Genomic DNA, 26,786 nt, shown 5'->3' on the forward strand with positions numbered 1-26,786 from the left:
TTATACGGGTTCGATCCAGTGGCAGTCCTCTACGGATAATAATAGCTTCAATAATATTGTTGGTCAGACAGGTGCAACTTACACTGCTGCTAATTTAACACCTACGACTTATTACAGAGCAGTAGTGAGCAGTGGAGTATGTACTTCTGCAGTTAGCTCAAGTACTGCTATTACGGTTACAGCAGTCAGCGTTGCTGGAACGATCAGTGGCGGAGGAGTGACGGTGTGTTCGGGTTCGAATAGTACTACCTTGACCTTGACTGGTTATACCGGAACGATCCAATGGCAGTCATCTATTGATAATAACAGCTTCAATAATATCGTAGGTCAGACTGGTGTCTCCTATACAGCATCGAATCTGGCATCATCCACCTATTACCGTGCAGTAGTAACCAGTGGGGTATGTACTGCCGCTGCCTCTGCCAGTACATTGGTGGCAGTTACTGCAGTGAGTATGGGCGGAAATATCAGTGTTACAGGTGCAGTATGTGCCGGTACCAATAGCAGTACATTAAGTTTGCAGGGCTATGCCGGAAGCATCCTGAAATGGCAGTCCTCACCGGCTTCCGATTTTTCGGGTCAGGTAAATGATATACCCGCAACAACACAGGTGATTACTGTGTCGAACCTCACCAGTACCACTTATTACCGTGCGGCTGTGGCCAACGGCGTTTGTCAGACCGTGAACAGTGCTATCGGAACCATTGTGGTAAATGCATTACCTGCTCTTGTCTTTATACCTGCTTCAGCAACGATCCAGACGAATGGCAGTCTTTCTGTAACGGTCAGCGGCGCCAATAGTTATGTGTGGAGTCCTGCAACCGGCCTTTCTGCAACCAATACCGCCACTGTAATAGCTGCTCCATTGACCACCGTTACCTATACGGTCACCGGTGCCAGCCTGGCAGGTTGTATCAGTTCCGCCACCTATAGGGTATCTGTGGTGAATCAACCGATATCGGCTGTGGACGATGACCTTACCGGCACTCCCATCAATGGCGCAAAAGGCACTATTACCAGGTCTGTGCTGGATAACGACAAATTGAATAACGTGACTGCAGCTATCTCCCTGGTTGATCTTAGCCTGGTCTCCAATGGTGGTATCAATGGCCTCAGTTTCACGGGGGCAGGGGAGTTGATCATTCCAGCCAATACATGGGAAGGCACATATACCATCACCTACCGTATCTGCGAAAAAGTGGTGCCGGCCAACTGTAGTCAGGCCTCCGTATTCGTAAGGATAGAAAGAGGACTGGGCATAACTGCTACGGCCGTTTGTAAAAACGATGTCCCTTATGTGCAGTATACCGTAGTTCCCAATTTTACAGCAGGTGTAAACCCGGTTACCCTTACCTGGTTGAATGCTGATAAGACCCTGGTTACCGCGAAACCTGTTACCAACAGCCTGGCATTACAGGCAGAAGTATTATGGCCCGGCGCCACTGTGGACGCGCAGGGTAATGGTACTGACTGGCCCGGATGGTATTTGCTCAACGGCCAGTGGATCCAGGGTGCTGACGGTTTTGAAAAAACAAGGCCGGATGCATACCTGGTGATCAGTGTGAATCCTACCGATACCATCAGGGTAAGTTATCCTCCGGCAACCCCTGCCTGTAATGCGGCACCTCCGGTAACCGTTACGCTGGTATTGCCGGGAAGTATCGGAGTAAACCAGGTGATTTGTACGGGTGCTACTCCAGCCATGCTCACTTCGGTAACAGCAGCCACCGGCGGTAATGGTACGATCAGTTACCAGTGGGAAGAAAGCAGTGATAGTCTTACGTTCACTGCAGTTTCAGGTGCTATCTCAGCCACCTATCAGCCTGCTGCTGTTTCCCAGAAAAAATATTATCGCAGGGCCGCTTCCAGCAGCGGAAGTGCTACGGCATATTCCAATATCATTAGCATTGCCACAGTGGCGGCACCACAGGTATCCGGTATCACAGGACCTTGTGCCATGCCTAAGGACAGTGTCAAAACCTTTACGGTGCTACCTGCAGTACCGGAAGCCACCGGTTATACCTGGAATTTGCCGGCAGGTTATACGGGCAGTTCCAGCACTAATAGTATCAGTATACGTGCTGGTGCAAAGAATGGTATCATCAGCGTGACTCCTTATAATGGCAGCTGCGTGGGTAATACGGTCAGCTACCAGGTTGCCGTTATTGACTATGCGCAGGTAACCATCACGGGTGTGCCTGTTACGGCATCGGGAAATAACAATAATCCGATTACGGTAACGATCCAGTTATATGATGGCAATGGTAACAAGATCCATTGCAGTGGTGGCGTGGCTACCTTATGTACGAACTCGGGCAGTTTCAGTCCGGTGGTGGATAAGGGCGATGGAACCTATACGTCGCTGCTTACTTCAACAGCCAATGATGTAACCATCTGTGGAACGGTTGCGGGCATACCGATCCAGCAAACAACCAAAGTGACGTTCACCGGTCCACAGGGCTCTGTTAAAGGGAATGGTCCTATACTGACGACGGAAACACCCAAGCTCGTATTCAATGCCACAGCCGGCAGGGAGCCGTTCACTTTAGTGTATCGCTCTGCAAAGAGTAATAAGAACGATACGGTTACCAATTACAGAAGTGGTACAGCTATTCCGGTTGCTCAGATCGCTTCAACCACCCTGTATACATTGTTGTCCGTAACAGATGCCAATGGTGAAACGAGGGTTAATAATTTTACCCGCGATACGGCTTCTATCGTAGTACTCGCGCCTAAAGTGGTGATCACCCTGAAAGCGGACCCTGCCAGGTTGGAGAAAGACAGCAGCTGGGCTACCCGTATTGTAGTGAATACCAAAAATGTGGGCGATCTTGACCTGTTCAATTCCCAGGCCAGATTAAACCTGCGCGATGTGTTCCCCAGTCCGGTAACTTATGTGCTCGATAGTGTACATTTCTCAGGTACCACCATTGTGCCTAACCGGAATTATGATGGGGTAAATAGCCAGGACCTGTTTGCCGGTGTTCGTAAAACCAGGATAGAAAAGTTCACCACCCTGTCTGCAGAAGCGGAACCAAACATAGAACCGGATATGATGAATGCCAGCAGTGCCGATGGCGCTGTTGATATGACATTCAGCAGCCGGCAGTCGCAAACAGAAATCGAAACTACTGAAGAAGAATTTACGGTAGTGGATGATGGGCACAGTGTATATATGTTTGGCCCATTGTCTACACTTCCGGTAAATGGATCGGCCTCAGTGGTATTGTGGTTGCATGTAAGACCTAATGGTTATACGGAACCATTTGTGATGCAGGCAGTGGCACTGGGTACCGGAAAAACAGAGGGTGCAACGATATTAGCCACCAGTCTTTCGAATGATAACAATGATGTATCCGCGCATCCCGAACTCACCAAACAGGGTGAGCCGGTAGCCACCACGCTGAACCTGTTTCCAAGTGCGGTCGTGGGAACAGCCCTGTCTACCGGTGCACCGGTGGTACAGCCTGATGGTACTTATAACGTAGCAGTATCAGCCAAACTGAAAAACTATGGAACTGTCAACCTGAATAACGTCAAACTATTCCTGAACCTGTTACACATGGTACCATCACCGGCCATATTCAATGTAGTTGGGCCAGTGGTAACCACGAATACCTTACTGCCTAACCCAGGGTATAATGGCAAGTCGGATACCAATCTGCTGGCACCCAACAGTATCCTCGGATTACACCAGGAAGCTACCGTGCAGTTCGTTATCAATATCGCGCCTAACCAGTTAAATGCCATCTATCGTTTACAGGCAACGGCAGTTGCCTATAGTGATGACCTGTCTACCAATGTTACAGACCTGTCTACGGATGGACTGGAGCCCGATCCGGATGGCAATAAGATCCCGAGCGAGAAACTGGTTACCGAGATCATGATCAACCGGTCACTGCCAACGTTGGTGCCAGGCAATATTGCCATAAAAACAGGTGCCAATGCTACTGTAACTTCAAAAGGTTATTGCGGTGTGGCCAATAATGTAACCATTTTACCGGTTAGTCTGAATACAGGCGGACTGGATGCGAATTACGATTACCAGTGGCAAAGCGCTACAGACAATAATAACTATACCGATATCATCGGTGCAGAAGACAGTGTGTATATCATCGGTACCATTGACAAGAGTATCTACCTGCGCAGGGGAACCATATCGGGCAGCCAGATCAAGTACGGTGCTCCGGTGTATGTTCAGGTATTCAACCTGCCCGCGAAACCGGTGATCACCGGAACTGCGACGCAGGTCGTTGGAAAAGGTAATATCACACTCACGGCTACGGCGGCGGCGGCGTATAACTGGTCTAACAGCCAGGCGTACAGAAGCATACTGGTGACAGATCCCGGTAATTACCAGGTGACCATTACGGATGCTAATGGCTGTACCGCTACTTCAGATAATTATACGGTCACTTCCCTGGCTCCCGAAAAAGTAGCGGATATACAGAAGACCCTGAGCAAAGCGCCGGTATTGCAGGAGGATGGAAGTTACCTGTTCTCATTTAACATCGTTGCCACCAACCTGCGCGCAGAATTGCTGGATAGTCTGAAGATCAGGGATGACCTGTCAAAAATATTTCCATCCTATGCAGCCTATAGTGTAGTGGATATCAGGGCCAGTGGTAAGCTGAAATCCAATGCGTCGTATGACGGTAAAACACAGGTTGACCTGTTGAATGATGTAAGTCAGCTGGAAGGTCTGCATGCAGACTCAGTACAGATCACGGTAAAACTGTTCCCGAACGGGTACAGCGGCACGCTGAACAATGTGGCAACCCTGCAGGCAAGATCGCCTTACGGAAACTTCACCCTGAACTCAAACGATCCGGTGAATAATCCGAATGGTTCAGCAGTGCGACTTGCTACAAAATTCATGATCCCATTGGTGGATATTTTTATCCCGTCAGGATTCTCTCCCAACCGGGATGGTACCAATGACCTGTTTGTGATTATCCGTCCGTTCAACACTACCATCAGCCTGGAAGTGTTTAACCGCTGGGGTAATCCGGTATATAAGTCGATGGACTACAAAAACACATGGGATGGAAAAGGAAACCAGCCAGGCCGTGTAACAGGTGATGAACTGCCTGATGGCACTTATTATTATTCCGTACTGGCAACGGATAAAACAACCGGTTCAGTAAGAAGATTCTCCGGAATGATCACACTGAAACGATAAAGCATGAGCCAAAATCAAACCGGTAAAACGAACCTGTGCAACATGACAGAAAGAATGTGTAAAATACGCTGGATAATGCTGGTTGCTGTACTGGCTTTGTCTGCCATAGCCAGGGCTCAGCAGCAGCCGATGTACTCGCAGTACATGTTCAATATGCTGAACATTAATCCGGCGTATGCAGGAAGCAGAGGTGTGGGAACGGTTACCGCTTTATACCGTAATCAGTGGGTGGGTATGGATGGCGCTCCCAAAACGGCTTCTGTGGGGTTTGATATGCCTGTGCAGAACAAAAGGATCGGACTGGGATTTCAACTCTACGATGATCAGCTGGGAGTAGAACGTACTACGGGTTTCAACGCTTCCTACGCTTTTCGCATACAGCTGGCCGAGTCGGGTACTTTGAGCCTGGGATTACAGGCAGGTCTGCTCAATTACCAGGCAAACTTCAGTAAGGTCAGGACCTTTCAGTCGAACGATCCTGCATTTAGCCAGAACCTGAATGGGTTTCTCCCGGCAGCGGCAGCGGGTATTTATTATAACTCTGACCGGTTCTATATCGGATTATCAACGCCGGCCCTATTAAAAACAAAGATCAGGTATGATAATACGGGAGAAGTGGCTTCCGCCTCCGGCCGTGATCTGCATCTTTACCTGGCTTCTGGTTTTGTGGTCAACCTGAACCAGGACCTGGTATTAAAACCATCCCTGCTGGTAAAAGCCGTAAGTGGCGCCCCTATTGAATATGACCTCAACGCCAATTGCTGGATACAGAACACGATCGCCCTTGGACTTTCCTACAGAACAGGAGATGCAGTGGTGGGTATGGCTGAACTGCAGCTGAATAAACAACTGAGACTGGGATATGCTTACGATAAAACTATCTCCAGCCTGAACACCTACCATACCGGAACACATGAACTGATGTTGCGTTATGAATTCGGATCAACCGGTGGTAAAGTGGCATCGCCCAGGTACTTCTGATATATCAATGTATAATGAAGAAATGTATTTTATATAGCCTGATGCTCTTCTCTGTTTTTCAACAGAACAGTTTTGCGCAACCCAAAACATCCCGCAAAGCCATCCTGTATTTTCAGAATGCAGAAAAGGAATACGGAGAGCAGCGTTATATGTATGCCATCCCTTTTTATAAGGCAAGCCTGCGTGCTACCGGTAAGCATGATTCCTTAGCCAGCCTTCACCTGGCTGATGCTTACTGGTATGTGCGCAATTATGACTCTGCCCTGTATTATTATCGTTTGTATGAGCGTAATTATATGTTGCAGCTGCATACGCGTAAACGCATAGCAGAATTATCGGCCAGTAAAAAACAATATGGAGAAGCTGTAAGGATCTACCAGCAGTTACTGGAGAAATCATCTGGCCTGGAAAAATCTTTTTTTGCTGCGCGTAAACAGGGGTTTTCTGATCCCGGTAGTTTTCTGAAAGATTCATTGGATTATTCCGTCAGGCTGTTGAAACTGAATACGGCGCAACAGGAATTCAGTCCGCAATTGTATGGCAGGGGTATCGTGTTTGCTTCCAACCGTTATTCCCAAAAACAATCTGAAAAGGAATTCGGCTGGGATGGTTTGCCATATGCAGCCATCTACCGGGTAAGGGATACCGCCGATCTGTACACCACAGATTCTATTCTGGGTTATGACGCAGAAAGAAACAGTGATCTTGTGCGACCTAATGACGATTATACCCGTTTCACCAGCAACGATAATGATGTTATCCTGCTCAGCGGTGCACGCACCCATTATAACAGCACCATACACCGGCTGGAGAAATTCAGCAATGACCTGAACGGTAAATACAATTATGGACCTCTCTGTTTTAACCGGACAGGCGATACGGTTTATTTTACCCGCAACAAACTAAAGGCCGACAAGCACAGTTATCATCTGGAGATCTGTATGGCTACTTTGCAGAATGGTTTATGGAGCCAGGTTGCCGTAATGCCCTTTGTACAAAAAGGCTATGATTATTACCATCCCGCGCTGAGTGCGGATGGATCACGTTTGTATTTCTGTAGTAACCAGCCAGGTGGCTATGGGGGTAGTGATATCTATTATGTGTTACTGGGACCTGATGGCCGTATATCCGTACCGCTAAATGTAGATCACCGGATCAATACGGCCGGTAATGAACTGTTCCCTACTGTACAGGGTGATACTTTATTGTTTAGTTCTGACGGTCATCCGGGGCTGGGTGGGTTGGATGTATACCGGACCTGGCTGCAAAAAGGTTCCTGGACAATGCCGCAGAACATCGGATACCCCATTAATACAAGTTTTGATGATTTCGGGATGATCTGTTTTCCCGGCAGCTCAAAAGGGCTTTTTAGCAGCAACCGTTTGGGTACCGATGATATTTTCCTGTTCGCGTACCAGCCTTTTGCTGCTCAGTTACAAGGAACCGTGCTGAGCAGGGTTACACAAAGAAGATTGGATAGTGTAACCGTAGTGCTGCGTTCGCTGGATGTATATGCAGATGGGACTGATTCATTGCTAACGGATATCACAGGTAATTATTCTTTCAGACTAAAACCTGCAGCCAGTTATGTGATCACATTCAAAAGGAACGGTTATCTGCAGGATTCAGTCAGGATAGAACGCGTACCGACAGACCGGATACTGCCAACAGCTCCCGTTTTGCTGGCGCCTGTACCGGTAGTGACGGATGATACCGTGAAACATCGACCTGTTGCGCAGGATCACAAAACTAACCGGCAACTGCCGGAGCAAACCAATATCCAGTCGCGGATTGATGCATTGGCCAAAATGATCTTTTTCAAAACGGCCAGTGCCGAACTTACTGCTGCAGCCATAACCCCTTTACGGGAGTTGTGCGATTACCTGACGAAATATCCCAACCTGTCCCTTTCTATAGAAGGGCATACCGATAATAAAGCACCGGCAGCATATAACAAGGATCTTTCGCTGCGCAGAGCAAATTCGGTCAAGGCATTTTTTGTGAAGAAAGGGTACAGCGAAAGCCGTTTCACCGCAGTGGGGTTTGGACTGGAACAACCCGTAGCCGGCAATGATACCGAGGAGGGCAGGGCAAAGAACAGGAGGGTAGTGATCAAAGCCATTTCTCAATAAACTATTTGTATAAACCATCATATATGCCGAATCTGAAATCGTTTGTTCTCCTGTTGATCGCTTCCTTGCATGTCGCTTGCCTGATGGCGCAGTCATTCAAAGCCGGCGATAAAGCGGAGGCTTTCATTGACCACCAGTGGAAACAGGTGGTGATCAGGAAACCCGTCGCGGGTAAACCAACTACTTATGAAGTGCAGTTATGGACTGGTGCTAAACTGTCAACAACGTTAAAAAATATCATTCGGGTACCTGCTGATCAACTCAGGGCACAGTTACCGGCTGTTACGAATGCCACTGCTGTAGTTGCCGTAAAAGTAGCTATTTCGTCGCTTCACCTGGGCAGGTATGAGTTGTATTCCGGACTCCCCAGTATGTATCTCGGGCATTTCCTGTTACTGGCCGATGGCAGGTATAAAGTGGCATTTGATAATGATGAAGCTAATTATGATGAAACCGGAACTTACCTGTTTCATGAGGACACCCAAACCATCGAATGGCTGGGGGGTATGTTCAAAAGCAATAATTGGGGTGGAAAGCTCATCAGAAAAGAGGGTAATACCTACCGTATAGAATTTAACAAGGTCACATTCGCCGATAGTAGCCAGTAAACCCGGTTGTTTACTAGTATAAACAGGTATACAAAAGTCAGATCCTATGAAAAAGGGCCGATCCTCTGTGATCGGCCTTTCCGTTTGTAGGGGCAGCAGTTTATCCCATTTCCGTTAAGGCTTTCACCAATATATCCAGTTCGGCCGTAGTGGTATAGATATTGGGTGTGATCCGGCAGCCATGTACATTGGCGCCATCAATGGCTACAGTGTAGATACCATATTTTTTTAGCAGTGTGGCGGCCATGTCGGCAGGTTTCATACCCTTGATGCCCACATTGGCAATGGCACAGGAACGCTGGGAATCGGCCGGCGTATGCATGATGATATGTGGCAGGTTACGCACTTTGCTGGTCCAGTATTGTTGCAGGTAACGAAGTCTTTCCTCTTTTTTCTCAGGACCCAGTTGCTGGTAAAAGTCAATGGCATTGCTGATGGCCAGGTCGGTGTGCACAGGGTGGGTGCCCAGGTGGTTCAACCTTCCGATATCATCATCTTTCCTGCCGCTCTCTGCCAGCAGGGGCCAGATAGTAGGGATATGTTCTTTCTTCACGTACAGCATACCCACACCCAAGGGAACGCAAAGCCATTTGTGCAGACTGGCACCATAATAATCGCAATGCAGGTCGGGGATATTGAAACGGATATGGGCAATGGCATGTGCACCATCAACCATCACCTGTACCCCCTTGCTGTGCGCCATATCGCAGATTTTACGAACAGGTAAGATCTGGCCGGTGATATTGATCATGTGACAGATCATCAGCAGTTTTGTTTTTGGGGTGATGGCATTGGCATACAGAGAAACAATCTCTTCGTCTGATGCAGGGTGATGGGGTACGGATAACACTGTGTTCACCACCCCATGCCGTTTGCTTACCTGTTTGAACATGTCGAGCATGGCGCCGTAATCCTGTTCCGCCATCAGGGCTTCATCGCCGGCTTGCCAGGGAAAACCGCTGATGATCGTATCCAGTGATTCGGTGGTGTTCCTGGTAAGGATGAGTTCTTCTGTGCTGCATCCTGTCAGACCAGCAAGTTTCGCGGCCATTTTTTTCTTGTTCTCAAACTGTACCGTACGCATATAATAAGCGCCCTGGTAATTCACCTCCCGTATATGGCCGATATAGGCTTCCAGAATTTCCTGGGGAAGGATATTGTAATACCCGTTTTCCAGGTTGATATAATCCGGTTTCAGGCGATACTGTCCACGAATGCCCAGCCAAAAATCATCATCAGCTGCCAGTTCAGCACTGGGTTTCTTTGCGGCCACTTGCATCCATTGATCCAATGCACTGGCAGAAAAAGGAGCACTAATCCCGGCCAGCGCCAGGCTTTTTAAGAAGGATCTTTTTTTCATATGGCAGGTTTCAGGTGATATTGAATGTACAAAAAAACGGGAATGAGGAGGTAAATTATTGATGGATATGATGAGATTTCTGTTAAATAGAAAGTGGAGAAGCTGCCGGCAAAGAGCCGAAATAGTTTCGTTGAGAGCATACATGGAGCAATTAAATGATTATCTTAAGTATATTCATAGAACAAAGAGTAAGTATGATTACTTTACTATTGCTGCCGTTCATACTGTTACTGGTTTTCTTACTACTTAGGATGCATAGTGCCAAATACCTGCCATTCCTTTTAGGGATTTTAGTATTTGTGTTGGTTCTTTTCCTAAAGAGCAATCATATTTTATCGCCAATTACTGATATAGGAAACTTGCTGATTACTATCCTGACAATTGCTGTTGCAAGTACTCTGTATATAGTGTATTATAAGAAATTAGGGTCAAAATAGTAAGTACGATTATTTAATAGAGATTATGAAATACCTAAACAAAATATCTCCTGCTTTCATCATGATATGTTTGGTTATCATCATTTTGGCTGGAACCTATCTATTATTCCCAAAAGGTGAGAAGTCCGAATTTTTTTACCTGATCCTGATGACCATTGTGATCAGTGGTGCCGATGATCAGATAGTGAAAGCTCTTTTCAGGAAAATATCTCATAAGGGTGCAGGAAAAAAATCGCTATTGCGTGATAAAGAAAATGACGATCGGTGCGTGAGGATATCTGAAGAATAAGAATGCTGTTACGCCGACTGTCAACAACCGAGGGAGTAAGATCAGGGGGGACAGAAATGTTAGAGAGCCTGTTATCGGCTTTGCAAAAATCATATCGATTGTATACATTGGCAATGAGCACATGTACTTTGCTGCTGAAATTTGTGGATTTATCAACCGGATAGCACTATCTAAAGTCTCTCCTTTACTAATTTTAATAGTAAGATTACGTTTGTTGTATAGTGACTTTTCATAATAATTATACACGAAACTTTTGATATAAAAGGTTTTCTTAAAGATTACTTAATAATGCTTGTAATGATTTCTATAAAACAGACGCCTAATTTCGGCCAAAAAAGACCATGTCGACGGGTGTGCCTGAGAAATATGTATTTGCAGATTTTTCAAACGGAGATTCAGAAGCGTTCGGGAAAATATATACCTATTTCAAAGACGCGGTTTTGGCAAATATTCTTAAAATTATTCATCAACCCCATATTGCCGAAGATATCCTGCAGGATACGTTTGTGAAACTTTGGGAAAATCGCAGCAGGTTTAGTGATAAGCAATCTGTGGCTGCATGGCTTTTCAGGGTAAGTTATCATAGTTCCATTGACCATATCAGGGGCATGTTGCGTGCCAAGCTGAAAACTGAAACTTCTTTATTGTTAGAAGAGGAGGGCAAAATGGAAAATCAGCAGGAACTTTTGCATGAAGTTTATCATAAAGAAGCCTTACTCCAGGAGGCAATAAGTATGCTGCCCCCCAAAAAAAGACAGGTGTTTGAGCTCTGCAAATTAGAAGGTAAAAGCTATGCAGAAGTCAGTGAAGCGTTGAATATTGCGAAATCAACAGTAAAAGATTATATTATAGAATCTAATAAGTCGATCAAAAAACACGTACTTACAAAATACTCCCAATCATCGTACAGTTTGTTATTGTATATCATTTTTGGGCACCTGTAGTTTGTTAACATTAAGGTAACATAGAACATACCCTCCTATCACACTCCCTTCACGTTTTTATATTACGGATGACCAGAATTAAAGAATTAATTAAAAAACTGTGGGAAGGAAAAATTTCTTCAGCAGAATCCAGGGAACTGGAAGATTTGATTAATCAGGATAGTGGTGATTTTCGCAAGGATCTTGAAAAGCAGTTCTATTCGGACATTGACAAAAAGGGAAAGCAGGCTATTCGTTCAGGTTCGGCAAAAATAATCCCTTTCCGGAAATGGTATTGGCAGGTGGCTGCATCTCTATTGGCAGCTTTATTACTAATGGAATTTTTCTTTTCAAGGGATAGAATGACCGAACCCCAGCTTATTACCGCTGATAGGGTTGTACATACATCTGCTCCTGAATACGTATATCGAAAGAACAGTGCTGCTGCTGATATGAACATTCAGTTGCCAGACGGGTCAGAAGTGACACTATCCGAGGGTAGTTCCATCCGGTATAAAAAACAGTTCGATGCTGAAAAGCGTGATGTATACCTTACAGGTAAAGCCTATTTTAATGTGAAGAAAAATCCGGCAAAACCTTTTTCTGTTCTTACAGCTGATTTTTCTACAATGGCGCTTGGTACTGAGTTTGAAGTAAACACATTCGGTCATAATAAACTGGTTGTACGCCTTTTCACCGGTAAGGTAAAAGTGTATGCCCCGGATTATATCAGTTCTTTTGATGCGATATATCTGACGCCGGGAGAACAGGTTTCGATTAATACCAAAGACCGTTCTGTGAATGTAAAACGTGAGTTTACTACGGATGATTTGCAGCTTGCCAAAGAGAAGGTTACAGTGAAGAAATTAAATGATCTGAATTTCCAAAACGAACCATTGGCCAGTGTCTTTAATAAGTTGAGTGTGATATATAACACGCCTGTCAGGTATGATGCCGAACAAATAGAGGGACTTTATTTCACCGGCTCGGTTTTGCCTACAGATCAACTTAATAATATCCTGACATTGATAGCAAACATGAATGGACTTGTTGCTACATATGTTGATGATCATTTTGTGATCCGGAAAAAATAATCAACCAGAGTAATGGTATAAGTGAATGCCTGATAAAATCAGGTACAGGAAAGGTATTGTCTAAACACAGCTATAAAATATGAAACGATTAAGGATGTTCTCTTTCAAACTATTATTATCTTCTTTCGCACTAATAATGGTTGTATGTGGCAGCGTTTCTGCACAGGATGTTGTTAAATCCAACATACTTACAGGAACTGTTGTATCTGAATCAGGTGACCTTCTGGAAGGTGTTTCCGTTAGAGTCAGTTCATCTGCTTCCGCTACGCAAGCTTCAGAAACTTTTTTTGCTTCTACCAATAAAGAAGGTTGGTTTCGGCTTGATAAACTCAGGCCGGGTGTTTCTTATAAGATTTTATTTAATTACGTAGGGTATGAAAATCAAACAATCAACAACTTTTTACTGAAAGAGGGGAATGGTAATTCCCTGTTGATTCGTATGAAAGCTTCTTCTAACGACCTTGGTAATATTGTAGTAGTGGGATATGGTACTGTTAAAAAAGCAGATCTCACAGGGGTGGTAGGTAGTGTTAAGTCGCAGGACCTGATGCAGCGGCCGGCAATTAATGCAGAACAATCACTGGCGGGTAAAATTGCCGGAGTGAATGTAGCGACTAATTCAGGAAAACCTGGAGGAAGAACCTCGGTTTCCATCCGGGGCTTCAGTTCTATTAACGCATCTAACGATCCCTTATATATTGTAGACGGTATAGAATGGACGGAAGGTCTGTCGAACATAAATCCGAATGATATTGAAACGATTGATGTGCTGAAAGATGCTTCTGCTACGGCTATTTATGGTACACGTGGCTCTAATGGAGTTATTATCGTAACCACTAAACGCGGTGCCAAAAGCAAGAATGTTATCAGTTACGATACGTATATCAGTCTTAATCAATTGCCTCCTTCCAGGAACCTGAAGGTATTGAATGCCAGGCAGTGGCTTGATCTGGAAGAAGTGGTTTACCAGAATGCACAGAAATTTGACTCGGCCGGGTTCAGGGCGGGCAAGTATGTTGATCCTGTTATTAAAAGAAAAAATTACCTCGTAGGAAATAGCCTGGGAAACAGGGAACTGTTTTCACTTGATAACAATGGTATACCGCAGCCCATTTATGATATAGACTGGAGTAAAGAAGTGTTCAGGGTATCAGTCAGCCAGAATCATAATTTATCGGTTACGGGTTCCAATAACAATACGAACTATGGTTTTTTCCTTGGTTACGCAGAGGATAATGGTATTATCAGAGGCAGTTATCAGAAACGATACAATGTAAGAGCAACGATTGATCAAAACGTAAAACCCTGGTTGAAAGTAGGAGCTACTGTAGCATATGGTAAAAAAGCAGAAGGAGGTGTGGACGATTCCAATGGCTCTTATAATGTGATCAGGAATATTGTGGAAATGGTTCCTTTTGTGCCGTTCAAATATACTGATGGCGTCTATGGGTATGGCGGAGATTACGCGGGCCTGGAAAAACTGGATAACCCCCTGTCCGAGGTTTACGAGAACCAGATCCTTAATAAAACGGGTGCTTTTAATGGAAACGCTTATGCAACTTTTAAATTTATGAACGGGCTTGAATTTACTTCCACTTTTGGCGCTAATGTTATCAATGAGGTAAATCCCAGGTTTAACAGTTCTAAATTGCAGGGTGGTACCAGGCAAAACAGTTCCAGTATCAATAGTAATGAAACATCTTTTTGGGTATGGTCTAACAGGCTTAACTATAACAAGCGCTTCAATGAAAATCACAGCCTGAACCTTGTGCTGGGTACGGAAAAACAAAAACAGAATTTCCTGGGCTGGACCGCATCTACCACATTAATGCCGGACGATTATTACCAGTATTTTAACCTTGGTGCGGGTGCAATACCTTTGGCGCCCGGTTCTTCATCAAGTGCTTACCAGATGGAATCTTATTTCAGCAGGGTGAACTATACATTGAAGAATAAATTTCTTTTTACGGTAACAGGACGATTTGATGGTTCATCTCGTTTTGGTGACAATAATAAGTTTGCATTTTTCCCTTCCGGCGCTTTTGCATGGAAGGTATCTGATGAGGATTTTCTGAAGAACAGCAAAACGGTTTCCAATCTCAAACTGCGTATCAGCTACGGTTTAACCGGAAACTCAGCTATTGGCTCTTACCGTTCACTTGCCAACCTCAGCACCAATACCTATATATTCGGAGCCAGAACAACGGGTGCTTCTATTGGAAGACTGGCCAACCCGGATCTGAAATGGGAGAAGACTCGACAATTTAATATTGGATCTGAGTTAGGATTGTTCGATAACCGGATTAACCTGATTGTCGATGTATATTACAAGAATACTGTCGATCTTCTGTTAGATGCGCCTGTTCCTTCTTCAAGCGGATTTACGACCGTTACCAAAAATATCGGGAATATGGAGAACAAGGGGTTGGAGATCACCCTGAATACCACCAACATACAACAGAAAAATTTTAACTGGTCTACCAATTTCAATTTTTCATGGTTGAAGAACAAGGTAACTGCATTAGGTGGTAACAATGAAGATATCATTTATGGGTTCAAAGAAAACCAGATCATTCGGGTTGGAGAGTCGGTAGGTTCTATCTTTGGTTATATACGAGATGGAATTTACAGTACAGACCAGGCTGCACAAGCCAAGCTTTATGGCAAACTTCCGGGTGATGTTATTATCAGGGATCTGAATAATGATGGTAAAATCAACGCCAACGACCGTGCAATTATCGGCAAGGGTATACCTGATTTTTATGGAACACTTTCCAATAATGTTACGTATAAAAACTTTTCTTTTACAGTTGAATTACAGTACCAGAAAGGGAACCAAATCTTTAATAATACACGTAACTCCAGCGAAGGCCGTTTTGGGATAGCCAATAACTATGCTACAGTACTGAATTCATGGACACCTGCCAATCAGAATGCGGTGCTGGAGCAGTTGAGACCAACCGGTTACAGTTATTTCATGGATACCCGGAAACTGACTGACGGGTCTTTTATAAGGGGTAAAAATCTGATGCTTGCCTATCAGTTCAACAAAACGGTCACAGACAGAATGCGGATCAGCGCGTTACGTGTATTTGCTTCTGTTCAGAACTTTTTCCTGATTACCGATTATTTTGGTTACGATCCGGAACTGAATAATTATAACACTGCTTTTTCACAAGGTATTACTTATACCAACTATCCCAAACCCAGGACTTTTATGTTTGGGTTAAACGTTACTTTCTAAGTTAAATCCTGAAATACAATGAAAAAGAATACATATATACTTGCTTTTTGTTTTGCTTTATTGTCGGTATCCTGTCAAAAAGAGTTTTTGAATGAAAACAATCAATCTGCCCTTACACAGGAGGCTTACTTTACTACTGCCAGCCAGGCAAATGCGGCGATTGTAGGCATTTACCCCGCTTTACAGACCTTTACACAGGAAATCGAATTTCGGGGTGATGCAGTATGGTCACTTATGGAAATGCCTGCAGGACATGTGAATAGGGGTGGGTCACAGTACAAGGAAAACACGATTACACATACCAATTCGGCAAACGAGCCTGCTTTTTACACGATCTGGTCGGGTTTCTACAGGGGTATCTCTAACGCCAATCTGGCCATTCAGAAGATACCTGCGATTGAAATGAATCCGGCAACCAAACAATCATTACTCGGGGAAGCGCATTTTCTGCGTGCCTTGTATTATTATTATTTAGTTCGTCTATTTGGTGACATACCCTTGCTTACTGAACCGATTAACTTTTCCAGTCCGGATTTATATCCTGCAAGATCTCCCAAAGAAAAGATTTATGAATTGATTGTTGCTGATCTGCAAACGGCTGAAAAATCAGGAATGCCTGCAACTAGTAAAACGGGCAAAGCATCTATTGGTGCTACCAAGTCCTTGCTTGCTTCTGTTTATCTTACTATGGCGGGCTATCCTTTGAATAAAGGGAGAGAGTATTATGTATTAGCAGCGTCTAAAGCAAAAGAAGTTATTGATGCTAATTATTATAGTCTGTTTGATAATTATCTGTACCTGCATAACAGGGCCAATAAAAACCAGGGAGAACTGATTTTCCAGGTTCAATATTTGGCGGGGGTTGCTACAAACAGGATTACAGAATTTGTAAGCCCCAATGACATCTCCAAATTGTCAAGTTCACTGAATACGGTTTCTCCGATTCCGGAGTTTATTAACTCGTATGAACCTAATGATAAGCGGGTGAAACAAAAACAGTTTTATTTCACTGAAGATTTTGCTGCAGGAAGCACAACTAAAATTGTCAAGTTCCCCCATGCTTTATATAAGTTCTACCTGGAAGAAGCTGCCGGTGCCAATGGTGATAAAAATTCAGATGAAAACTGGACCTTGTTACGTTTGCCGGAAGTATTGCTTACGTATGCAGAAGCTTCCAATGAAGTAGACGGGCCTACCACGTTTGCGTATGATCAGGTTAACAAGATCCGCACAAGAGCCGAATTACCTAAACTGCAGGGCTTGACCAGGGAAGATTTTCGCGAAGCTATCTGGAGAGAGAGATACCATGAACTTGCTTATGAGAATAAGTCATTCTTTGATATTCAGCGAACCAGGAAAGCGTATAATCTTAAAACGGGCCGTTTTGAGGATGTACTGACTTTTGTAAATGAGCTGGGTATAAAGTTCACTCAAAATCAACTGCTCTGGCCGATTCCGCAGAAAGAAATGGATGCCAATATCAATCTGAAACCACAGAACCCGGGCTACTAAAATCTGTTGCATGAAAAGAATACACACAACCGTCAGTAAGCGGTCATTGGTTATCGCCTTATTGGGTATAACGTTTTTCTCAGGCTGTATAAGTGCCAGAAATGCGAGGGAAGAAGCCTTTTCTTTCATACAAATGTCTGACCCACAGTTTGGATTTTTCAATGAAAACAGATCTTTTGAAAAAGAAACCCAAAATTTTACCAAAGCCATACAGGAAGCCAATCGTTTACGGCCTTCTTTTGTGATCGTTACCGGCGACCTGGTGAATCGTCCGTTTGATACCGCACAGGTGCGGGCGTATCATTCCATTGTCGGTGGAATAGCACCGGGCATACCGTTGTATAGTGTGGCAGGAAACCATGATGTGGGCAATACTCCTTCGCTAGAGAACATCATGGCATATAATAAGGAGTTCGGACCTGATTTTTATTCTTTTACAAAAGGCCCGATGCTGGGTATTGTATTGAATTCTTTGTATCTGTCTGCTCCCAATAATGTGAAAGAAAAGGCATTGGAGCAGGAGAGCTGGTTGATCCGTGTATTAGACTCTGCGCGGCAGGAATGGAAGCGCAAGCAAATCATGGTATTTCTGCATCATCCCTTGTTCCTCGAAACACCGGATGAAAAAGATGGATATTTCAACATACCCCTGTTAACCAGAAAGAGGTATCTGTCCATTTTTAAGAAGTACGGTGTCCGTTATGTATTTGCCGGCCATTATCACAGGAATGCTTTTGGAAAGGGGAATGGAATACATATGATCACAACGGGCCCTGTTGGTAAACCTTTGGGAAAAGACCCTTCCGGTTTCCGGATCGTTACCATAAAGGGGAAACAAGTGAGGCATAATTATTATGATCTCAATGCAGTTCCGAATCAGCTAGACCAGATACAGGAACATCCATATATTGAAAAGTAGTTATGACTATTTTCATATAGCAGGTTGTTAGTTTTTATGTATGCGTTTGAAATACCCGGTATCGAATGATGCCGGGTATTGTTTTTTGTGAAGAAAGAATATTTGTATATCGCGTTTTGATCAGTCAGATTTTATTAATCATTTCTTGCAGAAATGTGTTAATACTAACTTAACAATTTCTTCTTTTTGTCAACGTATGAAATGTGTTTTGGCCGACTACCTTGCACAAGAAATGTGAACGAGTATTCACAACCCCTCATGTAAGAAACTAATTAGCATTATGAAGAAACCTCTATCCCTGAATGGGTCATTCAGACTCATTTGTATTGCCATTGCTGCAATGTGCAGTATGATTCCGGTTACACAACTTTTTGCAGGTAATCGTGGAAAAATTATTACACCTTTTTCCGACGGAAAGATTACCGGAGTAGTAAAGGACCAGAGCGGAATGCCACTGGCAGGTGCCAATCTGGTCATTGAAAAATCGGGTAAAGTAATCGTGACCGGTAATGATGGAAAATTCACGGTATCTCTTGCTCCTGGCAATTATTCCATTAGCATCAGTTATATCAATTACAAAACAGTTAAGCAGACCGTGCAGGTACGGTCGGGAGAGACCGCACAATTGTCGGTTGTGCTCACTGCCTCACAGAACGACCTCAACGAGGTAGTGGTGGTGGGGTATGGCACACAGAAGAAAGTGAACCTGACCGGTGCGGTTGACCAGGTGGGAAATGAATATTTTGAAGACAGGCCCAATGCCAATATCACCCGTAGTTTACAGGGCGCTATCCCTAACCTGAATATTAAAATCGTTGACGGTAAACCTACCCGTACGGCAACCTACAATGTACGTGGTACCACTTCTATCGGCTCCGGCGGAAGTGCACTGGTGCTGATTGATGGAGTGCCGGGTGACCCGGCTACACTGAATCCGAACGATATAGAAAGTGTATCCGTACTGAAAGATGCTTCTTCTGCCGCTATTTATGGTGCCAGGGGTGCATTCGGCGTTATCCTGATCACTACCAAATCTCCGAAGCGTGATAAGATACAGGTGAGTTACAGTGCCAATTACGCCATCAACCAGCGTACCACTACCCCCGACCTGGTATCCGATTCTTATACATGGGCCAAGAACTTTGATGAGTCGTTCTACTCATGGAACGATTATCTTTCGCATCCACAAACCATCAACTCGCAACTTGGGTTTTCTTTGGCATACCTGGATTCTTTAAAAGCACATGCCGAAAACCCCAGTCTGCCGCAGACAACTATCGATCCGCTGACGGGCAAGTACCAATATTTTGCCAATACGGATTGGTTCAAAGAACTCTACAAAGACAATAACGGTACCACAGAACATTCACTCAGTATATCCGGAGGAAGTGAAAAAGTGAACTTCTCACTTTCCGGAAGATATTATTTCCAGGATGGGATCTTCCGTTACAATACCGATAAGTTCAACCGCTACAATCTCAGGTTCAAAGGAAGCATCAAAGTGACTGACTGGCTTACCGTAAATACCAATACGGATTATTCTACCTATAGTTATTCCTACCCGCTTACTTCGGTGGGTGGTGTAAATGCGATCTGGCGTTTGATGGCGGTAACTGCATTTCCTGTATCGCCCATGCTGAACCCGGATGGAACCATGACCATTGTGGGCGCCTATTCTGTAGGTGATTTTTATTATGGAAAAAGTAAGTCGGTGGCTTCGCAGAATTTCCTGCGTAATACGCTTGGATTTAATGCGTCTATCATCAAAAACAAGTTGAACCTGAAAGGCGATTTTTCCTACCTGTATACGACTACCGGAGAAACACGTAAGTTCTTCACTACACCATACAGTATCAAACCCGGCGAATTGATCACATCCGGACTGAATTATCTTTCCAATAGCGATGTGAAGGAGCAATATTATGTGGGTAATATCTATGCAGATTATACACAGAATTTTGGCAAACATGCGTTCAAGCTCCTGGGTGGTGTGAACATAGAGTATGACCAGATCAAAAACCAGTTTGTACAGCGGGATGGTTTGCTGATAGACAATCTGCCTGATTTTAACCTGGCTACCGGGTTGAACTATCGTGTAACGGGTGGTGGCTCACAATGGTCAACCGTAGGTGCTTTTTACCGATTGAATTATTCCTTCAATAATCGTTACCTGTTTGAATTGAACGGTCGTTATGACGGATCGTCTAAGTTTCCCACCAACCAGCGTTTTGGTTTCTTCCCTTCTGCCTCAGCTGGCTGGAAGATCTCTGAAGAGAAGTTCATGGAAAAAACAAGTGGCTGGCTGGATAACCTGAAACTCCGTGCTTCTTACGGTTCATTGGGTAACGGTAATATTGCACCGTACACATTTGCCGAAACAATCTCTTCCGCTACGGCATCTACCATCCTGAATGGTGTGTTCCCAAACTATATACAAATGCCGGGTGTGATACCGAATGGACTTACCTGGGAAAAATCAACCACTTTCGATATGGGTCTTGATGTAGAAGTATTGAACAGGCGATTAGTGTTCAGCGGTGACTGGTACCAGCGTAATACTACTGGTATGATCACCACCGGTCAGCCACTGCCTTCTGTGTTCGGAGCAACCGTACCCAGAGGTAACTATGCCGACCTGGTAACCAAAGGGTGGGAACTTTCACTTACCTGGAACGACCAGACCAAACTGGCCGGTAAACCCTTAACCTATAGCGTTCGTTTTACATTGGCAGATAATATTGCACGCATCACCAAGTTCTATAATCCAACACAGCTGTTGTCCAGCTACTACGAAGGTCAGCGCCTGGGTGATATCTGGGGTTTTGAAACCATGGGGTTCTTTACATCACAGGATGATATTGCCAAACATGCCAACCAGAGTTATTTCGTGGTATCCAATGCCAACAAACTGTTGCCTGGTGACCTCAAGTTCAGAGACCTCAATGGAGACGGTGTGGTAAACAGGGGTAAAAATACCCTTGCTGATCCGGGTGACCAGAAAGTGATTGGTAACACGTCTATCCGTTTGCCTTATGGAATTACCGGTAATGTTGAGTGGAACAATATCAGCCTGTCTGTATTCTTCCAGGGTGTGGGTAAAAGAGATTGGTATCCTTCTACGGAAGCAGCGTACTTCTGGGGACAGAGTAATCGACCCTACAGTTTCCTGCCGGCATTTAACCTGAACAGGTGGACGGAGGAGAATCCAAGCCAGGATGCGTATTTCCCCAGGTATCGCGGTTATACGGCCTTATCCGGTACACGTGAATTGGCGGTACAGCAAACCCGTTATCTGCAAAATGCCAGTTACCTGCGTCTGAAAAACCTGACCATCGGTTACTCATTGCCCAAGAGTGTGATCGGCCGTTTAAAAGTGAACAGTATCCGTTTCTATTTTACCGGTCAGAACCTGCTCACATTCTCTCCCATGTATAAGGTGACGAAAAACTTTGATCCTGAAGTGATCGAAGCATCGGACCTGGAGATCAATGCAGGTGGTGGCGATGGCTTCTCTTATCCTATGCAGAAGAGTTACACATTCGGTTTCAACATTACTTTCTAAAGAACACAAACGAAATTATATGAAGAAGACAGTTATATACCTGGTGGCTGTGATGGCATTGGCCTCCTGTACCAAGTTTCTTGATAAATCCCCGTTGGATAAATTAACGCCCGACCAGGCATTCGGAAGTGAGAATACACTTCAGCTGTATGCCAATTCGTTTTATGTAAGGGGACTGCCTACCGGTCCGGACATATACAAAGGAGATGTGATGTCTGACATCACCGTACCCAATGCCGTTCCGCAGTATGTTGGCGGGGTATTCGGAAGCCAGCAGTCATCCGGCTGGACCTGGACGGATCTCAGGAACATCAATTATTTCCTGGAGCGTTACAATAACCCGGCCATCCCTGTAAAGGCCAGGAATCATTATGCCGGTATCGCCCGTTTTTTCCGTGCCACTTTTTACTTTGATATGGTGAAGCGATTTGGTAATGTGCCCTGGTACAGTAAAACACTGGGTGTGGAAGATTCGGCCCTGTACAAAACACAGGATTCCAGAACACTGGTCATGGATTCTGTACTGGCCGATCTGGATTTTGCCTGTAACAATATCTACGAAACCAAAGACAATTCTGCCACACAGATCACCAAATGGGTAGCATTGGCCTATAAGTCAAGGATCTGTCTGTTTGAAGGAACTTTCCGTAAGTATCATACAGAGATCAGCTTTCAGCCCACTGCCACACAGTGGTTTCAGCAGGCGGCCGATGCGGCATCCAAGGTAATGGCCAGTGGTCAGTATAAACTGCAGAATACCGGTGCGCCTGATAAAGATTACCGGTCACTTTTCATCAGCGAGAACCCTGTTTCCAACGAAGTGTTACTGGCATCTGTCTATAACAATTCGCTGAAAAAATGGCACGATGCGGCCTGGTGGTTCAACAGCGCCACACTGGGAGCCAGACTGGGCCTGTCCAAAACATTCGTGAATACCTACCTGAACATTGATGGGACCAGGTTCACCGATAAGGCGGGTTATGATACCCTGCAGTTCCAGGATGAGGTAAAGAACCGTGATGCAAGATTGAAGGGTACCATCCGTGCCGGTAATTACAAACGTACCGACGGAACACCGGCGCCTCCGGATTTCACCGTGACCTACTCAGGATACCAGATCCAGAAATTTTCACTGGATGATAAATATTACGATACCCGTACAGAGAGTTATAACTCTATTCCGATCATGCGTTATGCAGAAGTGCTCTTGAACTATGCCGAAGCAAAAGAAGAGATGGGTGCACTTACCGCAGCGGACTGGAACCAGACCATCGGTGCATTGCGCAGCAGGGCAGGTATCACCAATACTGCCATGCCCATTACTTCGGATCCATACATGAAACAACTGTACCCGGATCTTACCAGTGCGGTACTGCTGGAGATCAGGCGCGAGCGGGCTGTGGAACTGGCCGTTGAAGGTAACCGCTTTGATGACCTCAGGCGCTGGAAAGCAGGCAAACTGCTTGAGAAAGGATATGATGGCATTTATGTTCCGGCAAAAGATAAATTACTCGATCTTAACGAAGACAGTAAATTTGATGTGGCGTTTGTAGATAAAGTGCCTGCTACGCGGGTACCCGGTGTCACCTATTTCCTGCTGGATAATGTTACTTCGAAATTATCCCAGGGAAGTAAAGGTAACCTGCTCTGGTTGAACAATACATCCAAGAACTTTGATGATAAAAAATACCTGTATCCTATTCCGGCAACAGAATTGTTGCTGAATCCCAAACTGATACAGAATGCCGGCTGGCAATAACCGCTGTGGCATACACAATAAATATGGCAAAATGAAAAAAAGACTGATTTCCTTTGGCTTGATGCTGCTGCCCTTGTGCTTTGCAGCGGTAGCGTTCTCCCAAACATTGTCTGAACTCGACAAGAAACGGGTGCTGCTGCCTAACGGATGGTACCTGACTCCGGTTGGTAAACAACTGCCCCTGGGCGACCTGCCACTGAACCTGGTGGTAAGTAATACCCGGAAATACATGGCCGTTACCAACAACGGGCAAAGTACACAATCGATCGAATTGTTCGATGTACAGAAAGGCACTAAGCTGGACAGTATCGAGATCGCAAAATCCTGGTATGGACTGGCATTCGGAAAGAATGACCAGTTCCTGTACGCTTCGGGCGGACATGATAATCGTGTGATCCGTTATGCGATCAATGAGCATAAACTGCAGTTGGTAGATTCCTTTGTGCTGGGTAAATCATGGCCCAATGCCATTGGTACCGCAGGTTTGGACGTGGAAGACACGGAGCATAACCAACTGTTCGTGGTCACCAAAGAAGATAAAAGCCTGTACGTATTCGACCTGTCAACAAAAGCGCTGCTGAAAAAAGTAAACCTCGGTTCGGAAGCCTATACCTGTAAAGTTTCTCCCGACCGGAAAAAACTGTACATCAGCCTCTGGGGCGATAAGAAGGTATTGGTATATGGGATCCGCGAAGTCAAGATCATCGGAGAGGTTGCTGTTGGTGATCATCCCAATGAACTTTGCCTTACCAAAAATGGCAACTACCTGTATGTGGCCAATGCCAACGATAACTCGGTCTCTGTGATAGATACCAGGAGTCTTTCTGTGGTAGAGACATTGAATGCTGCATTGTATCCCAATGCGCCCAGCGGTTCTACCAGCAATGGGGTGGCGTTGAGCGAGGATGAGAAAACACTGTATATCGCTAATGCCGATAATAATTGCCTCGCGGTATTTGATGTATCGGTGGTGTCAAAAAGCAGGTCGAAAGGATTTATTCCGGTTGGTTGGTTCCCTACGAATGTGAAAGTGGTGGGTGCCAATATATACGTGACCAATGGCAAAGGCCTAACCTCGTATGCCAACCCACATGGCCCTAACCCTGTCAGCAAGAAGCAGGTGGTGATCAGTCACCAGGGCGATAGTACCAAACCAGCCAATGTACAGTACATCGGTGGTCTGTTCCTGGGTACCTTAAGCATCATCAAAACACCTTCTGCTGAACAACTGGCTGTGTATACCAAAGCTGTTTATAAGAATACACCCTACAATAAGGCGAAGGAATTGGTGGCAGAAGGAGAGGAGGGTAACCCCATTCCCCGTAAAGTGGGAGAAAAGTCACCGATCAAATATGTGTTCTATATCATCAAGGAAAACAGAACCTTTGACCAGGTGTTGAGTGATGTGAAGGGAGGTAACGGAGATACCAGCCTGTTGCTGTTCGGGGAGAAGATCACTCCCAACCAGCATAAACTGGCGAGGGATTATGTTCTGCTCGATAATTTTTATGTAGATGCGGAAGTAAGCGCCGACGGCCACAACTGGAGCATGGGCGCCTATGCTACGGATTATGTAGAAAAGAACTGGCAGTCGAGTTATGGCGGAAGAGGCGGTACCCATGGCACATCCGGAACGCTGAAGATCGGTAATAACCGCGATGGGTTTATCTGGGACCAGTGTGCACGTTACAATGTCAGCTACCGAACCTATGGAGAATTTGTAGCGGATTACCAGGGTAAAAAACCCAGGATAGATGTGTTGAAAGACCATTCAGCCGTATATGCACCGTATACCCTGACCATACCGGATACCACCCGTTTTTTTCAATGGAAGAGGGATTTTGATTCATTGGTAGCGTTGAATGTGCTGCCCAGTTTCTCTACCATCCGCCTGGGCAACGATCATACGGAAGGTATGCAGGCGGGAAGGCCTACTCCATTTGCACATGTGGCAGACAATGACCTGGCCGTGGGTATGCTGATCGATCATCTGAGCAAAAGCCCTGTATGGAAAGAAAGTGTGGTCTTCATATTGGAAGATGATGCGCAAAATGGCCCGGACCATGTGGATGCACACAGGAGCCCGGCCTATGTGATCGGACCTTATGTAAAAAGGAACTATGTGGACCATACCATGTACACCACATCCGGGATGTTACGTACCATGGAGCTGATCCTTGGTCTGCCACCCATGACACAATATGATGCGGCTGCCACACCTATGTGGCGCTCCTTTACCAGTAAGCCGGATTACAGCACATTTACCCATTTACCGTCGAATGTTAACCTGAAAGATAGGAACCCATCCAACACCAAAATGGCGAATGTATCGGCCAAATACAACTGGAGCAAGGAAGATGCCGTACCTGACCTTGTATTCAATGAGATCCTCTGGCAGGGTATCAAAGGTAAACCTGCACCATCACCGGTCCGTGCTGCTTTTTTGAATACGGATAAGAAAGAATCCAAAGAGAAATAATACTTATTTACAGCCTGCACAATGCGCCTCATCTAACCCATGAGGCGTATTTTTTTGAAAGGGTCCTGCCAATTGTCTGGCTTGTTATGCGCAGATCTGTTTGGTGGGCAATTCGCTCACGGGCAGCTCCAATACATGATCCCCCCTCCATTGCCATTCACTCATCCTCTCATCCACTCATTCACTCATTAATCTCGGGTGACCGGCAAAAACCCCTCCATCACCTATTATCTCTGCACAAAACCCGAAAGAATAAGAAATTGATGGCCGGTATCCATCGAATGGTGGATCGTCTTATTTTGAAG

General features: G+C 45.0%; 15 protein-coding genes. 13 read left to right on the forward strand and 2 right to left on the reverse strand.

The features are described 5' to 3' along the window. Positions 1–13: 13 nt before the first annotated feature. From ACH3Y6_RS05490 to ACH3Y6_RS05505, 4 genes are read left to right on the forward strand one after another with little or no spacing between them, the layout of a single operon-like run. Positions 14–5,182, forward strand: a complete 5,169-nt coding sequence (locus tag ACH3Y6_RS05490; RefSeq protein ID WP_490835450.1) for a DUF8696 domain-containing protein — start codon at positions 14–16, stop codon at positions 5,180–5,182. Between the two features lie 3 nt (positions 5,183–5,185). Then, positions 5,186–6,163, forward strand: coding sequence for a PorP/SprF family type IX secretion system membrane protein (locus tag ACH3Y6_RS05495; RefSeq protein ID WP_490834590.1), 978 nt, complete (start codon positions 5,186–5,188; stop codon positions 6,161–6,163). 14 nt (positions 6,164–6,177) lie between these two features. Then, positions 6,178–8,295: an OmpA family protein gene (locus ACH3Y6_RS05500; protein ID WP_490834591.1), complete on the forward strand. Its 2,118-nt coding sequence runs from the start codon at positions 6,178–6,180 to the stop codon at positions 8,293–8,295. A gap of 23 nt (positions 8,296–8,318) precedes the next feature. After that, positions 8,319–8,903, forward strand: a complete 585-nt coding sequence (locus ACH3Y6_RS05505) for a hypothetical protein (protein WP_490834592.1) — start codon at positions 8,319–8,321, stop codon at positions 8,901–8,903. 100 nt (positions 8,904–9,003) lie between these two features. Here ACH3Y6_RS05505 and ACH3Y6_RS05510 read toward each other — a convergent pair whose 3' ends face one another. Continuing rightward, positions 9,004–10,263, reverse strand: coding sequence for an aminotransferase class V-fold PLP-dependent enzyme (locus ACH3Y6_RS05510; protein WP_490834593.1), 1,260 nt, complete (start codon positions 10,261–10,263; stop codon positions 9,004–9,006). Between the two features lie 462 nt (positions 10,264–10,725). On the opposite strand from ACH3Y6_RS05510, the gene ACH3Y6_RS05515 reads away from it, so the two are divergent. From ACH3Y6_RS05515 to ACH3Y6_RS05525, 3 genes are all read left to right on the forward strand, one after another. Next, the gene (locus tag ACH3Y6_RS05515) at positions 10,726–10,989 is read left to right on the forward strand and encodes a hypothetical protein (protein ID WP_490834594.1); all 264 of its coding nucleotides are present in this window, start codon (positions 10,726–10,728) and stop codon (positions 10,987–10,989) included. 341 nt (positions 10,990–11,330) lie between these two features. Then, positions 11,331–11,933, forward strand: a complete 603-nt coding sequence (locus ACH3Y6_RS05520; RefSeq protein ID WP_490834595.1) for an RNA polymerase sigma factor — start codon at positions 11,331–11,333, stop codon at positions 11,931–11,933. A gap of 68 nt (positions 11,934–12,001) precedes the next feature. Then, positions 12,002–13,006 (forward strand): FecR family protein, encoded by a 1,005-nt coding sequence (locus ACH3Y6_RS05525; protein WP_490834596.1) that lies wholly within the window; start codon positions 12,002–12,004, stop codon positions 13,004–13,006. 60 nt (positions 13,007–13,066) lie between these two features. Here the strand turns inward: ACH3Y6_RS05525 and ACH3Y6_RS05530 are convergent, their stop codons facing one another. Beyond that, the gene (locus ACH3Y6_RS05530; RefSeq protein ID WP_490835458.1) at positions 13,067–13,306 is read right to left on the reverse strand and encodes a hypothetical protein; all 240 of its coding nucleotides are present in this window, start codon (positions 13,304–13,306) and stop codon (positions 13,067–13,069) included. Between ACH3Y6_RS05530 and ACH3Y6_RS05535 the strand changes: the two genes are divergently transcribed. The 6 genes from ACH3Y6_RS05535 to ACH3Y6_RS05560 all read left to right on the forward strand — a co-directional run bounded on the left by ACH3Y6_RS05535 (position 13,230) and on the right by ACH3Y6_RS05560 (position 26,481). Next, positions 13,230–16,250, forward strand: coding sequence for a SusC/RagA family TonB-linked outer membrane protein (locus ACH3Y6_RS05535; RefSeq protein WP_490835451.1), 3,021 nt, complete (start codon positions 13,230–13,232; stop codon positions 16,248–16,250). The two genes, ACH3Y6_RS05530 and ACH3Y6_RS05535, sit on opposite strands and share 77 nt — an antisense overlap. 18 nt (positions 16,251–16,268) lie before the next feature. Next, complete coding sequence (locus ACH3Y6_RS05540; protein ID WP_490834597.1) at positions 16,269–17,762, forward strand: RagB/SusD family nutrient uptake outer membrane protein; 1,494 nt, start codon at positions 16,269–16,271, stop codon at positions 17,760–17,762. Positions 17,763–17,772: 10 nt separating this feature from the next. Then, a complete protein-coding gene (locus ACH3Y6_RS05545; protein WP_490834598.1) occupies positions 17,773–18,681 on the forward strand; it encodes a metallophosphoesterase in 909 nt (302 codons plus the stop codon). A gap of 280 nt (positions 18,682–18,961) precedes the next feature. Further along, the gene (locus tag ACH3Y6_RS05550) at positions 18,962–22,243 is read left to right on the forward strand and encodes a SusC/RagA family TonB-linked outer membrane protein (RefSeq protein ID WP_490834599.1); all 3,282 of its coding nucleotides are present in this window, start codon (positions 18,962–18,964) and stop codon (positions 22,241–22,243) included. A 19-nt stretch (positions 22,244–22,262) separates the two neighbouring features. After that, positions 22,263–24,002: a RagB/SusD family nutrient uptake outer membrane protein gene (locus ACH3Y6_RS05555; protein ID WP_490834600.1), complete on the forward strand. Its 1,740-nt coding sequence runs from the start codon at positions 22,263–22,265 to the stop codon at positions 24,000–24,002. Positions 24,003–24,033: 31 nt separating this feature from the next. Then, positions 24,034–26,481: a bifunctional YncE family protein/alkaline phosphatase family protein gene (locus ACH3Y6_RS05560; RefSeq protein WP_490834601.1), complete on the forward strand. Its 2,448-nt coding sequence runs from the start codon at positions 24,034–24,036 to the stop codon at positions 26,479–26,481. Positions 26,482–26,786: the final 305 nt, after the last annotated feature.

This window comes from Sediminibacterium sp. FW305-C-269, from assembly GCF_058231045.1.

Bases quoted from the DNA above. Each gene is read 5' to 3' on its own strand.
- ACH3Y6_RS05550 (WP_490834599.1), top strand. From the start codon at position 18,962: ATGAAGAAACCTCTATCCCTGAATGGGTCATTCAGACTCATTTGTATT.
- ACH3Y6_RS05545 (WP_490834598.1), top strand. From the start codon at position 17,773: ATGAAAAGAATACACACAACCGTCAGTAAGCGGTCATTGGTTATCGCC.
- ACH3Y6_RS05560 (WP_490834601.1), top strand. From the start codon at position 24,034: ATGAAAAAAAGACTGATTTCCTTTGGCTTGATGCTGCTGCCCTTGTGC.
- ACH3Y6_RS05555 (WP_490834600.1), top strand. From the start codon at position 22,263: ATGAAGAAGACAGTTATATACCTGGTGGCTGTGATGGCATTGGCCTCC.
- ACH3Y6_RS05500 (WP_490834591.1), top strand. From the start codon at position 6,178: ATGAAGAAATGTATTTTATATAGCCTGATGCTCTTCTCTGTTTTTCAA.
- ACH3Y6_RS05525 (WP_490834596.1), top strand. From the start codon at position 12,002: ATGACCAGAATTAAAGAATTAATTAAAAAACTGTGGGAAGGAAAAATT.
- ACH3Y6_RS05515 (WP_490834594.1), top strand. From the start codon at position 10,726: ATGAAATACCTAAACAAAATATCTCCTGCTTTCATCATGATATGTTTG.
- ACH3Y6_RS05510 (WP_490834593.1), bottom strand. From the start codon at position 10,263: ATGAAAAAAAGATCCTTCTTAAAAAGCCTGGCGCTGGCCGGGATTAGT.
- ACH3Y6_RS05540 (WP_490834597.1), top strand. From the start codon at position 16,269: ATGAAAAAGAATACATATATACTTGCTTTTTGTTTTGCTTTATTGTCG.
- ACH3Y6_RS05505 (WP_490834592.1), top strand. From the start codon at position 8,319: ATGCCGAATCTGAAATCGTTTGTTCTCCTGTTGATCGCTTCCTTGCAT.
- ACH3Y6_RS05520 (WP_490834595.1), top strand. From the start codon at position 11,331: ATGTCGACGGGTGTGCCTGAGAAATATGTATTTGCAGATTTTTCAAAC.
- ACH3Y6_RS05495 (WP_490834590.1), top strand. From the start codon at position 5,186: ATGAGCCAAAATCAAACCGGTAAAACGAACCTGTGCAACATGACAGAA.